Genomic DNA, 11,458 nt, shown 5'->3' on the forward strand with positions numbered 1-11,458 from the left:
AGACCCTTCGCCCTTGCCGCTCCCCGCCCAATCCGCTAGGAAACCGCCACTGTCACAGTCAGTGGAATTCCCGGAAATGAACGACAAGCAGAAGAAACCACAAAAGCTCAAGGCCCGCCTGCCGCGCGGCTTCGTCGACCGGACGGCCGGCGATATCCGCGCCGTCAACGAGATGACGGCAAAGATCAGGGAAGTCTATGAGCATTACGGTTTCGATCCGCTCGAAACGCCGCTGTTCGAATATACCGATGCGCTCGGCAAGTTCCTGCCTGACAGCGACCGGCCGAACGAGGGCGTCTTCTCGCTGCAGGACGATGACGAACAATGGATGTCGCTGCGTTACGACCTGACGGCGCCACTCGCCCGTCATGTCGCCGAGAATTTCAACGAGATCCAGCTTCCTTACCGCACCTATCGCGCCGGCTACGTCTTCCGCAACGAGAAGCCCGGCCCCGGCCGCTTCCGCCAGTTCATGCAGTTCGATGCCGATACCGTCGGCGCGCCCGGCGTCCAGGCCGATGCCGAAATGTGCATGATGATGGCCGATACGCTGGAAGCCCTCGGCATCAAACGTGGCGACTATGTCATCCGCGTCAATAACCGCAAGGTCCTGGATGGTGTGCTCGAGGCCATCGGTCTCGGCGGCGACGACAAGGCGGGGCAGCGGCTGAACGTGCTGCGCGCCATCGACAAGCTCGACAAGTTCGGCCCGGAGGGCGTGGCGCTGCTGCTCGGCCCCGGCCGCAAGGATGAGTCCGGCGATTTCACCAAGGGCGCCGGGCTTAACCAGGATCAGATCGACAAGGTGCTGTTCTTCGTCGGCATCAAGGACTATGCCGAAAGTGCCGCCCGCCTCGCCGAGCTCGTTGTCGGAACCGCCAGGGGTTCCGAAGGCGTCGAGGAGCTGAATTTCATAGCAGCACTCGTCACCAGCGCCGGCTATGGCCCTGACCGCATCAAGATCGACCCCTCCGTCGTCCGCGGCCTCGAATATTATACCGGCCCGGTCTATGAGGCCGAACTGAGCTTCGACGTCACCAACGAAAAGGGCGAAAAGGTCGTCTTCGGTTCGGTCGGCGGCGGCGGCCGTTATGATGGCCTCGTCTCGCGCTTCATGGGTCAGCCGGTTCCGGCGACCGGCTTTTCGATCGGCGTCTCCAGGCTGATGACGGCGCTGAAGAACCTCGGCAAGCTCGGCGCCAGTGAGGTCATCGAGCCGGTGCTGGTGACCGTCATGGACGGCGATGTCGAGGCAATGGGCCGCTATCAAAGGATGACGCAGGAACTGCGCGCCGCCGGCATCCGCGCCGAGATGTTCCAGGGCAACTGGAAGAAGTTCGGCAACCAGCTGAAATATGCCGATCGCCGCGGCTGCCCTGTCGCCATTATTCAGGGCGGCGACGAGCGCGCCGAAGGCGTCGTGCAGATCAAGGATCTGATCGAAGGCAAGCGGCTCTCCGGCGAGATCGAGGACAACGCCAGCTGGCGCGAAGCCCGTGTCGCGCAGGAGACTGCCCCGGAAGCCGACCTCGTCGCCAAGGTGCGTGAAATCCTTGCTGCGCAGGCCGAGGATCGGAAAAGGGCGGGCGGCAATGTCTGAGGCATTTCCGACACGCTCTTTGCCTATCGTTTGGAGGCCCGCATGCCTCTGATCAACCTCCCCGAATTTGCCAACGACCTGCTTGCCGAATTTGTCGCGCGCAATGCCGAGCGCATCGACACGCCTGTCATTCAGCCGGCCGAACCTTTCCTTGATATCGCCGGCGAAGATCTGCGCCGCCGCATCTTCATGACCGAGAGCGAAACCGGCGCCAGCCTCTGCCTGCGTCCCGAGTTCACCATCCCCGTCTGTCTGCGCCACATCGAGACGGCGACCGGCACGCCGAAGCGCTACGCCTACCTCGGCGAGGTTTTCCGCCAGCGTCGCGACGGCGCCAACGAATTCTATCAGGCCGGCATTGAGGATCTCGGCGATATTGACCTGTCTAACGCCGACGCCCGCGCTATCGGCGATGCCACCGGCATTCTCGCCCGCCTGCTGCCGGGCCGCCGCCTGGCGGTGACGCTGGGCGACCAGGCGGTGTTCGAGGCGGTCGTCCAGGCGCTCGGCCTGCCGCTCGGCTGGCAGAAGCGCCTCATCCACGCCTTCGGCAATATGACGCAATTGGAAGCGCTGCTTGCCAGCCTCGTCAGCCCGCAATTCGTCACCGGGTTGGACGACGATATTGCCAGGCTTGTCGCATCGGGCGACGAGCAGGCGCTGGTCGCCCATCTCGAGCGGGAGATGCAGAAGACCGGCTATTCGACGAATGCCGGCCGCTCGGCCCTGGAGATCGCCCGAAGGCTCAAGGAAAAGCTCATCCTGTCCGAAACGCGCCTCGACGACGCGGCCTTCCACGTGCTGGAAGAGTTCCTGTCGCTTGACGTGCCGCTCGTCAATGCGTCCGCGGCCCTTGCCGGTTTCGCCGATGCTGCCGGGCTGAAACTCGGCAACGCCCTCGCGCGCTTCAATGGCCGGGTCGCAGCACTTTCCAATGCCGGTGTCGATCTTTCCTGCCTCGACTATCGCGCCGCCTTCGGACGCCCGCTCGATTATTACACCGGCCTCGTCTTCGAGGTGACGGTGGAAGGCTCGACCGCGGTTCTGGCCGGCGGCGGCCGCTTCGATCGGCTCCTGACTTTCCTCGGCGCAACGGACCGCATTCCGGCCGTCGGCTTCTCCTTCTGGCTCGACCGTATCGAAACCGAAAGGGCAGCCGCATGACCATCACCATCGCGCTTCCCTCCAAGGGCCGGATGAAGGAGGACGCTTCGGCGATCTTCGAACGTGCCGGCATGACGATCTCGGCGGTTGGCAACGATCGCTCCTACCGCGGCCGCGTCGAAGGCTGGGATGATGTGGAGATCGCATTCCTCTCGGCTTCCGAAATCTCCCGTGAAATCGGCAACGGCACCGTCGATTTCGGTGTCACCGGCGAGGATCTGATGCGGGAAGGTTTTGCCGAGGTCGACAAGCGGGTCGAATTCTGCGCCCGGCTCGGCTTCGGCCATGCCGATGTCGTCGTTGCCGTGCCGGAGATCTGGCTCGATGTCGACACCATGGCCGATCTCGTCGATGTCGCCGCCGATTTCCGCGCGCGCCACTCCAGGCGCCTTGCCATCGCCACCAAATACTGGCGGCTGACCCAGCAGTTCTTTTCGAGCCAGCACGGCATCCAGCTTTATCGCATCGTCGAAAGCCTGGGCGCCACCGAGGGGGCCCCCGCGTCCGGCTCGGCCGATATCATCGTCGATATCACCTCCACCGGCTCGACGCTGCGCGCCAACCACCTGAAGGTGCTCCAGGACGGCGTCATCCTGCATTCGCAGGCCTGCCTCGTGCGCGCCCGCAAGGAAAGCCACGCCAGTGAACCGGCTGTGCAGGCAATCATCGAGGCAGTGCGCGACGCCATCTGATATTCCGGCCGCCAAGGCATAAGAAAACCCGCCGTCGGATGACGGCGAGTTTCTCTGTTTCTGGGAGGATGTCTGCTTGTGTCAGGCAGCTACGTAAGCGCCGCGGCGGGCGTCGAGCGAGTAGGCGCCTGCGCCATTGGTTGCGAGCATGATATAGGCGCCGGCGAGCGTGATGTTCTTCAGGAAGTTGACGAAGTTCAGGCCGTTGATCCAGCCGTTGGCCGCAGCCGGGAAATCCGGAACATTGACCGGCGCAAGGTGGAAGACGACGCCGGTGAAGACACAGAAGACGGCCAGCAGCCAGCCGACGATGCGGACCTGGAAGCCGACGAGCACGGCAATACCGGTTGCGAGTTCGAAGAGGCCGGCGAGATAGGTCAGCGCGGTGGAAGCCGGAAGGCCGGCACCGGCGATCATGCCGGCGGTCGCTGCCGGATCAGTTACCTTGCCGAAGCCGGCAAAGATGAACATGAAGGAAAGAAGGATACGGGCAATCAGGATAATGACGTTGTTCGACATGGACGTTGTCTCCGTTTCAATGACTCTGGAGATCTTGGTGCCCCGGCACCGGTTCGACCTCGGATGTCTCTATGTCGCTCTTTTCTTGCGTTGTGGAAAGATAAACGAAAGGGGACACTTCGTTCACTAATATGGAACGATCTCCTTGCCGTCTCCCGCTTGCCTTTGCCAAGCCCGGTCTTTTATGGTCGGCGCCCAACATGGAGAATCCGATGGCAGATCTTTCCGCATTTCCGATCACGACGCGCTGGCCGGCTAGAAATTCCGATATCATCCAGCTCTATTCCCTGCAGACGCCGAATGGGGTGAAGGTCTCCGTCGCCCTCGAAGAGCTCGCTCTCGCCTATGAGCCGCATTATATTTCCTTCGCCGCCAACGAGCAGAAGTCGCCGGAATTCGAATCTCTCAATCCGAACGGCCGCATTCCGGCGATCATCGATCCAAACGGTCCGGACGGGAAGCCGATCGGTCTTTTCGAATCTGGCGCCATCCTGCTTTATCTTGCGGAAAAAACCGGCAAGCTCATCCCTGCGATGCTGCTGGCCGCTACGAAACCATCCAGTGGGTGTTTTTCCAGATGGCGGGTATCGGCCCGATGTTCGGCCAGTTCGGACATTTCCACAAATTCGCTGCCGACAAGGTCGCCAACAACGCCTACCCGGTGGAGCGCTATCGCGATGAATCCAAACGGTTGCTCGGCGTGCTCGAGGGCCGGCTGAAGGGTCGTCAGTGGATCATGGGCGATCAGTATACGATCGCCGACATCACCACCTTCACCTGGGTTCGCGGCGCCGATATCTTCTATGGCGGTCGCGAGGTGCTCGAATATGCGAAATTCCCCGCCGTCTCGGATTGGCTGGAGCGCTGCATCGCCCGTCCGGCAAGTGCCAGGGGCCTCAACATCCCGGTCAGGCCGGAGTAACCAACAGATCGCCGGAAAGTAGAAAGGCCGCCCTCGAAGACGTCGGGAGCGGCCGTTGATTTTGCTCTTCCGGCCTATCGCCAACTCCCGCACAACTCCTTAGATCGGAACAGATTTAAGGGGCTACAGCGTCCTTTGCGCGTCTGAAAGGACGTGCGGCGCTGTCGTGATCTGGCTTGCCCCTTCCAGCTTGAAGCGTGGAAAGATGAAGACGCCGAACATGCTGCCGCTGTATTTCTGCTCAAGCCCGTTCGACTCGCCCATGCAGAACAGCGGCTGGCGGAAGCCGTTCGGCATGATGATCGTCGTCGAAAAACAGAAGGAGGAGCAGAGCGTCGCCGCCTGCTCAAACAGCTCCAATATGTGGCTGCGCTCCTTGGTGTCGTAGCAGCGGATCAGGCTTAACAGTCCGCATTCCTGTGCGGCAAGGCCGTGCAGCATTGCGCTCCATTCGCCGAGACGGAGCATCCCGCTCGAAAAATCTCCAGTCCAGGCTTCGGAAACGGAAAACTGCGCCAACATCTCGTGATTTTGATTGGCGTCATCAAGCGAGCCGGGCGTCAAGGGTACGGCTGCATTGGCTCTGGCGATCTTAAACAAGGCGTTCCCCAGTTCGGATGCGGCTCTTCCGCCGCACGCTCGGCAAACACAAAGAAACAGGATCACGCAGCAGCGGGCATGATGCCCGCGCTTACCTCCGGCGATGATTGCACGGCCATCGGGCCTCTGTAACCGGAGCCCTTCGAAACCGAACGTTCACGCATCGCCTTCCGCACTCCGGCCTCGTCTATTGGCGAAAAATTATCGCCGGGCGCGCTTTAATTGCAGCGCGGATTTATAGGGGCTTTTGGACAAACGGCAACGGCTTTTTAAGGGGAATTCGGATCGGCCTCATTTCTTAGGATGCCCACATCTTCCGCCTATTTCGCCAGAATTGGCATGGGAAGATCATCTTTGAGAGCTTTGCAAGCGTTTTCACTCCACGTCAGGCCGGAAGTACTGCAGCAGCACCGCGATTTCTCGCATTTTGGCAGGCTCAGAAATACGCAGGCAGCGCAAGCTTGGCGCAAGCTTCGCGCCCGGGGCCGGCAAGAGGGAACTGGGTAAACGTTTCGTCGGCTATGCCAATCAGTGTGCAGCGTTTCGAATCGTTTGGGGGAAAAAGAAAAGGGCGACCCGAGGGCCGCCCTTCCTGTTCCGGATGCCGGAATGGTGGTCAGTGATGGCTTTCGCCAATCACATCATGTCCATTCCGCCCATTCCGCCCATGCCGCCCGGCATGCCAGCAGGGGCATCCTTCTTCGGCAGTTCGGCGATCATGGCTTCGGTGGTGATCAGCAGCGATGCGACAGAAGCAGCGTTCTGCAGCGCCGTGCGAACGACCTTGAGCGGGTCGACGATACCCATGGCGATCATGTCGCCATATTCGGATGTCTGGGCGTTGTAGCCGAAGTTGTCTTCGTTCTTGTCGAGGACCTTGCCGACAACGATCGAGGCTTCGTCACCTGCGTTTTCAGCGATCTGACGAACGAGCGACTGCAGGGCGCGGCGAACGATGTTGATGCCGGCTTCCTGGTCGTCGTTTGCACCCTTGACGGTGATCTTCGTGGAGGAGCGGAGCAGAGCGATACCGCCGCCGGGGACGATGCCTTCCTGCACAGCAGCGCGGGTCGCGTTGAGCGCGTCGTCGATGCGGTCCTTCTTTTCCTTCACTTCGACTTCCGTCGAGCCGCCGACGCGGATGACGGCAACGCCGCCAGCGAGCTTGGCAAGACGTTCCTGCAGCTTCTCGCGGTCGTAGTCGGAGGTGGTTTCTTCGATCTGAGCCTTGATCTGGGCAACACGGCCTTCGATGTCGGTCTTGGCGCCCGAACCGTCGACGATCGTGGTGTTTTCCTTGGAGATCGAAACCTTCTTGGCACGGCCGAGCATGTCGAGCGTGACGGATTCGAGCTTGATGCCGAGATCTTCAGAGATGACAGTGCCGCCCGTCAGGATGGCGATGTCTTCGAGCATGGCCTTGCGGCGGTCGCCGAAGCCAGGCGCCTTGACGGCAGCGATCTTGAGGCCACCGCGCAGCTTGTTGACAACGAGCGTTGCGAGGGCTTCGCCTTCGACGTCTTCAGCGACGATGAGGAGCGGCTTGCCTGTCTGAACGACAGCTTCGAGAACCGGGAGCATGGACTGCAGGTTTGAGAGCTTCTTCTCGTGAAGGAGAATGAAGACATCTTCGAGGTCTGCGATCATCTTTTCCGGGTTGGTCACGAAGTAGGGGCTGAGGTAGCCACGGTCGAACTGCATGCCTTCGACGACTTCGAGTTCGGTTTCGGCGGTCTTGGCTTCTTCAACTGTGATGACGCCTTCGTTGCCGACCTTCTGCATGGCTTCAGCAATGTCGAGACCGACCTGCTTGTCGCCATTGGCCGAAATCGTGCCGACCTGTGCAACTTCTTCCGAGGTGGAGATCTTCTTGGCCTTGGCCTGGAGATCCTTCACGACGTCAGCAACAGCAAGATCGATGCCGCGCTTCAGGTCCATCGGGTTCATGCCGGCGGCAACGGCCTTGTTGCCTTCGCGAACGATCGCCTGGGCAAGAACGGTTGCAGTCGTGGTGCCGTCGCCGGCGATGTCGTTGGTCTTCGAAGCAACTTCGCGGACCATCTGGGCGCCCATGTTTTCGAACTTGTCTTCGAGTTCGATTTCCTTGGCGACCGAAACGCCGTCCTTGGTGATGCGCGGAGCGCCGAAGGACTTGTCGATGATGACGTTACGACCCTTCGGGCCGAGCGTGACCTTCACTGCATCGGCGAGAATGTCGACGCCGCGCAGCATCTTTTCGCGCGCGGTGCGGCCAAACTTGATTTCTTTAGATGCCATATTCTTAACTCCTGAATTCGAGTTGTTCGGGCAAAAGGCCCGTCAGCCATTTCGGGAAAGCAGGTCGGCCGATCAGCCGATGATGCCCATAATGTCGGCTTCCTTCATGATCAGAAGGTCTTCGCCGTCGATCTTGACTTCGGTGCCGGACCACTTGCCGAACAGGATGCGGTCGCCAGCCTTGACGTCGAGTGCGACAACCTTGCCGGACTCATCGCGCGCGCCGGAGCCGACGGCGACGATTTCGCCTTCCTGCGGCTTTTCCTTGGCGGTATCGGGAATGATGATGCCACCCTTGGTCTTGGCTTCGGACTCAACGCGGCGAACAACGACGCGGTCGTGAAGGGGGCGGAAGTTGGTGCTTGCCATTGTCTAATCCCTCGATCGAATGACATTCGCGGACCGGAGTGGTCCACATGGATATGTGTTAGCACTCCCTTGCGGTGAGTGCTAGCGACGACCATTTAGGGATGGCTCCGAAAGGAGTCAATGAGAGCAATCACGAATTTTTGCGCCGGAATTGTGAAGAGGCTGGAGAATAGTCGGAGATTGCGGCCGAAACCCGGCGCAGCCGAACTCGTCGGCCTTGGGATGGGATCGTCAAGCTTTGCCCATCCACTCCCGCCGATCGCCGGTCGAAATCTTCCCATTGGCCGGCTGCAAAGAAAATGCCTTGCCATCGCCTTGCGCCTTTGCAATGTCACCGGTGACTGAAGCAAATCGGGAAATCGGAATGGCGAAGCGGATAGAAAACTTCTCGGAGATAACAAGTCACTATGATGTGGTGCTCTGCGATGTCTGGGGCGTCGTTCACAACGGCGTCGATCCGTTCCCGAAGGCGGCGGCAGCACTCGAAGCGGCACGCGAGAGTGGTCTTACCGTCGTCCTCATCACCAATTCGCCGCGCGTTTCCTGGCAGGTGGTCGAGCAGCTGCGCCAGATCGGTGTTCCCGACAGCGCCTATGACAGGATCGTCAGTTCAGGCGACGTCACGCGCGGTCTGATCTCCGAAGGGCCGAAGACGGTCTTTCTGCTCGGTCCCGAGCGCGACACCCCGCTCCTCGACGGCCTCGACGTCGAGCATAAGCCCGCGGGCGAAGCGCAATCGCTCGTCTGCACCGGCTTTTACGACGACGAGACGCAGAAGCCGGAGGATTACACCGATATGCTTCTGGAGTTCAGAGCACGCGACGTGCCGATGATCTGCGCCAATCCCGATCTCGTCGTCGAGCGCGGCCATCGCATCATTCCCTGCGCAGGCGCCATAGCCGCCTATTACGAGCAGCTCGGCGGCAGCACCCGCATCGCCGGCAAGCCGCACCGGCCGATATACGAGGCGACGCTGGCCGCTGCCCGCGAGCTTCGCGGCGATTTCCCGGTCGACCGAGTGCTGGCGATCGGCGACGGCATGCCGACCGATGTGCGCGGTGCCTTGAATTATGGCCTCGACCTTCTTTACATCAGCGGCGGTATCCACGCCAAGGAATACACCCTCAACGGCGAAACCGACGAGGCGATCCTCGACGCCTATCTTGAACGGGAAAAAGCCGCGCCGAAGTGGTGGATGCCACGCCTTGCATGAAGAGAAGCCAGCCGATGACCGTCTTCCACCGCAATGAAACCCGGGAACCCTTGCCCGCCCATCTGAAGGGCGGCGTCATTGCCATCGGTAATTTCGACGGCGTGCACCGCGGCCATCAATCGGTGCTGAGCCGCGCGCTCGAAATTTCCAAGGCGCGCGGTATTCCCGCTTTGGTGCTGACCTTCGAGCCGCATCCGCGCACGGTCTTTCGGCCGCAGGCGCCGGTCTTCCGCCTGACGCCCGCGCCGCTGAAGGCCCGCATCCTGGAAGCGCTGGGTTTCAGCGCCGTCATCGAGTATCCCTTCGACTACGAATTCTCGCAGCGCTCGGCCGATGATTTCATCCATTCGATCCTGAAGGATTGGCTCGGCGCCTCCGAAGTCGTCACCGGCTTCGATTTCCATTTCGGCCGCGGCCGCGAGGGCGGTCCCGCCTTCCTGATGAATGCCGGCCATAGCTACGGCTTCGGAGTCACCTTGATCGATGCCTTCCGCGACGAAAACGCCGATGTCGTCTCTTCGAGCCATATCCGCGCGCTCCTGAAGGAGGGTAACGTCAGCGAAGTCGCCGGCATGCTGGGCTACCGCTACACAGTGGAAGCCGAGGTGATCGACGGCGAAAAGCTCGGCCGCCAGCTTGGTTTCCCTACGGCCAACATGCGCCTGCCGCCGGAGGTCGATCTTGCTGCCGGCATCTACGCCGTCCGCTTCCGCCGTCAGGACGGCACGCTCCACGATGCCGTCGCAAGCTACGGCCGCCGTCCGACGGTGACGGAAAACGGCGCACCGCTGCTCGAAACCTATCTTTTCGATTTCAGCGGCGACCTCTACGGCCAGCTCTGCTCAGTCTCCTTCTTCGGCTATATTAGACCCGAGTTGAAATTCGACGGCCTCGATCCGCTCGTCGCCCAGATCAAACGCGATGAGGAAGAGGCGAGGGCGCTGCTTGCCGGCGTTACGCCGCTCAGTGCGCTTGATGGGAAACTGTGCTTTTCCTCAGCGCAGTAGCCGGCTGTCGAAAGGGTAGCGGATCGTCTTTTCGATTGTCAGCCGCGACGCGTCCGGATGACGCGGATTGATAAGAATATTCGCGGCTTCCGGCATGATTGCCGATGGGACGCGCAGGAGACAGAAATCGTTGTCTTCCAGCAATTTGCTGCCACGGTCGCGCGTCTGGCTGGTCTGGTTGATCACAGCAGGGTCGCTCCCGATATCGAAGGCTTCGATGTCGTCCGGGCAATGGATTTTCAGGAGCTGAAAATCTCTCGGAATTTGATGCAGATCGACCTGTACCAGAATTTCGAGGAGCGCAGTTGACGGGTGATCACAGCAATAGACGACGGGAATTCCCTGATGATGCCATCGTCCCGGTGCAAGCAGCCCGCCGCGTCCGGAAAGATCAACATAATTCGAAATACGCCATAAGATCATCGCCTAGACGTAAATCCCATGGTCGATCTGGTGCAGGGCCTGCTCGACGAGGCGGGCGCCGGTTTCCGATTCCAGTAGATCGATCGGCGCGATGCCGTCCATGCCGCGATTGGGCTTGCGCAGCCAATCGAACGCAACGGCTCTGTCGCCGAAAATGCGCTTAGCCATGTCCGCGATCCGCACGATGCGTAAGGCGCCGTCGTTTTCCTCGACCGTCAGCGGCTCGCCGTTTGCATTGCGTCTCGCCAGAGTTCGGCGCGGTGCGATGAAACGATATATTTCCTCCACGGAAAAGCCGAGCTCTGTCAATTTCAATGCCATCGCTCCGTCATAAACCTGGACGGAGCCGTGCGAAGCGATCTCGAGGCGCTCGCGTATGGTCATCGATTCTGATGTCTGAAGAAAACCAAGCATTGCCGTGAATGACCTCTATGCCACTTGCCCCAATATATATGCGCATTTGGCGCCATCTTCAATTGCTTCCGTTGTGGCAGCCGGCCTCTTCCTTTTCCCAGCAAAAACGCCTATGAACCGGCGCGATGACGAAACTTCGGCTGGCAATGACGATGCGAATTATCGGCCCGGCCTTCCGCGCGCGCTAAGCGGCCGGAAGGTCCGGGTTTTTGGCGCTTAGATAGAGCGCTTCCGTCACCAGCTATTTCACGCCCGTTG

The 11,458-nt window shown here is 60.6% G+C and carries 11 protein-coding genes and 1 pseudogene; 6 read left to right on the forward strand and 6 right to left on the reverse strand.

Annotation, left to right across the window (positions count from 1 at the left end):
• The first annotated feature begins 76 nt into the window (after positions 1-76).
• Genes hisS through hisG form a run of 3 tightly spaced genes read left to right on the forward strand, consistent with a single transcriptional unit; the run spans position 77 to position 3,456 of the window.
• The gene (gene hisS, locus U5G49_RS02520) at positions 77-1,600 is read left to right on the forward strand and encodes a histidine--tRNA ligase (protein WP_193445749.1); all 1,524 of its coding nucleotides are present in this window, start codon (positions 77-79) and stop codon (positions 1,598-1,600) included.
• 42 nt (positions 1,601-1,642) lie between these two features.
• Positions 1,643-2,764, forward strand: coding sequence for an ATP phosphoribosyltransferase regulatory subunit (locus tag U5G49_RS02525; RefSeq protein WP_193445750.1), 1,122 nt, complete (start codon positions 1,643-1,645; stop codon positions 2,762-2,764).
• Complete coding sequence (hisG, locus tag U5G49_RS02530) at positions 2,761-3,456, forward strand: ATP phosphoribosyltransferase (RefSeq protein WP_113542646.1); 696 nt, start codon at positions 2,761-2,763, stop codon at positions 3,454-3,456. Before U5G49_RS02525 ends, hisG begins: the two co-directional genes overlap by 4 nt.
• Positions 3,457-3,537: 81 nt before the next feature.
• On the opposite strand, the gene U5G49_RS02535 is transcribed toward hisG, so the two are convergent.
• Positions 3,538-3,975 carry a DoxX family protein gene (locus U5G49_RS02535; protein ID WP_113542647.1) on the reverse strand — a complete coding sequence of 146 codons (438 nt, stop codon included), beginning with the start codon at positions 3,973-3,975 and terminating at the stop codon, positions 3,538-3,540.
• A gap of 212 nt (positions 3,976-4,187) precedes the next feature.
• On the opposite strand from U5G49_RS02535, the pseudogene U5G49_RS02540 reads away from it, so the two are divergent.
• Positions 4,188-4,897: pseudogene (locus tag U5G49_RS02540) on the forward strand (glutathione binding-like protein).
• A 123-nt stretch (positions 4,898-5,020) separates the two neighbouring features.
• On the opposite strand, the gene U5G49_RS02545 reads toward U5G49_RS02540, so the two are convergent.
• The 3 genes from U5G49_RS02545 to groES form a co-directional block, all read right to left on the reverse strand.
• Entirely contained in the window at positions 5,021-5,497 is a 477-nt protein-coding gene (locus tag U5G49_RS02545; protein WP_193445751.1) for a hypothetical protein, read from the reverse strand.
• 636 nt (positions 5,498-6,133) lie between these two features.
• Positions 6,134-7,774, reverse strand: coding sequence for a chaperonin GroEL (groL, locus tag U5G49_RS02550; RefSeq protein ID WP_018244970.1), 1,641 nt, complete (start codon positions 7,772-7,774; stop codon positions 6,134-6,136).
• Positions 7,775-7,846: 72 nt separating this feature from the next.
• Complete coding sequence (gene groES, locus U5G49_RS02555) at positions 7,847-8,143, reverse strand: co-chaperone GroES (RefSeq protein ID WP_003545797.1); 297 nt, start codon at positions 8,141-8,143, stop codon at positions 7,847-7,849.
• A 364-nt stretch (positions 8,144-8,507) separates the two neighbouring features.
• Here groES and U5G49_RS02560 point away from each other — a divergent pair, with 364 nt between their 5' ends.
• Together U5G49_RS02560 and U5G49_RS02565 are read left to right on the forward strand one after the other, a co-directional pair.
• Entirely contained in the window at positions 8,508-9,356 is an 849-nt protein-coding gene (locus U5G49_RS02560) for a TIGR01459 family HAD-type hydrolase (protein WP_193445752.1), read from the forward strand.
• Positions 9,357-9,370: 14 nt separating this feature from the next.
• The gene (locus tag U5G49_RS02565; protein ID WP_113542673.1) at positions 9,371-10,363 is read left to right on the forward strand and encodes a bifunctional riboflavin kinase/FAD synthetase; all 993 of its coding nucleotides are present in this window, start codon (positions 9,371-9,373) and stop codon (positions 10,361-10,363) included.
• On the opposite strand, the gene U5G49_RS02570 is transcribed toward U5G49_RS02565, so the two are convergent.
• Together U5G49_RS02570 and U5G49_RS02575 are read right to left on the reverse strand one after the other, a co-directional pair.
• Positions 10,352-10,786 (reverse strand): RES family NAD+ phosphorylase, encoded by a 435-nt coding sequence (locus U5G49_RS02570; RefSeq protein ID WP_131605806.1) that lies wholly within the window; start codon positions 10,784-10,786, stop codon positions 10,352-10,354. The two genes, U5G49_RS02565 and U5G49_RS02570, sit on opposite strands and share 12 nt — an antisense overlap.
• Before the next feature lie 3 nt (positions 10,787-10,789).
• Positions 10,790-11,170 carry an antitoxin Xre/MbcA/ParS toxin-binding domain-containing protein gene (locus U5G49_RS02575; RefSeq protein WP_245494208.1) on the reverse strand — a complete coding sequence of 127 codons (381 nt, stop codon included), beginning with the start codon at positions 11,168-11,170 and terminating at the stop codon, positions 10,790-10,792.
• Positions 11,171-11,458 lie beyond the last annotated feature (288 nt).

It is taken from the genome of Rhizobium indigoferae (genome assembly GCF_034554815.1).
In the GTDB taxonomy this organism is placed as follows: Bacteria; Pseudomonadota; Alphaproteobacteria; order Rhizobiales; family Rhizobiaceae; genus Rhizobium; species Rhizobium leguminosarum.

What these genes read in the sequence shown, in the direction of transcription:
- hisS (WP_193445749.1), top strand. Translation starts at nt 77, where the DNA reads ATGAACGACAAGCAGAAGAAACCACAAAAGCTCAAGGCCCGCCTGCCG.
- U5G49_RS02525 (WP_193445750.1), top strand. Translation starts at nt 1,643, where the DNA reads ATGCCTCTGATCAACCTCCCCGAATTTGCCAACGACCTGCTTGCCGAA.
- hisG (WP_113542646.1), top strand. Translation starts at nt 2,761, where the DNA reads ATGACCATCACCATCGCGCTTCCCTCCAAGGGCCGGATGAAGGAGGAC.
- U5G49_RS02535 (WP_113542647.1), bottom strand. Translation starts at nt 3,975, where the DNA reads ATGTCGAACAACGTCATTATCCTGATTGCCCGTATCCTTCTTTCCTTC.
- groL (WP_018244970.1), bottom strand. Translation starts at nt 7,774, where the DNA reads ATGGCATCTAAAGAAATCAAGTTTGGCCGCACCGCGCGCGAAAAGATG.
- groES (WP_003545797.1), bottom strand. Translation starts at nt 8,143, where the DNA reads ATGGCAAGCACCAACTTCCGCCCCCTTCACGACCGCGTCGTTGTTCGC.
- U5G49_RS02560 (WP_193445752.1), top strand. Translation starts at nt 8,508, where the DNA reads ATGGCGAAGCGGATAGAAAACTTCTCGGAGATAACAAGTCACTATGAT.
- U5G49_RS02565 (WP_113542673.1), top strand. Translation starts at nt 9,371, where the DNA reads ATGACCGTCTTCCACCGCAATGAAACCCGGGAACCCTTGCCCGCCCAT.
- U5G49_RS02570 (WP_131605806.1), bottom strand. Translation starts at nt 10,786, where the DNA reads ATGATCTTATGGCGTATTTCGAATTATGTTGATCTTTCCGGACGCGGC.
- U5G49_RS02575 (WP_245494208.1), bottom strand. Translation starts at nt 11,170, where the DNA reads ATGACCATACGCGAGCGCCTCGAGATCGCTTCGCACGGCTCCGTCCAG.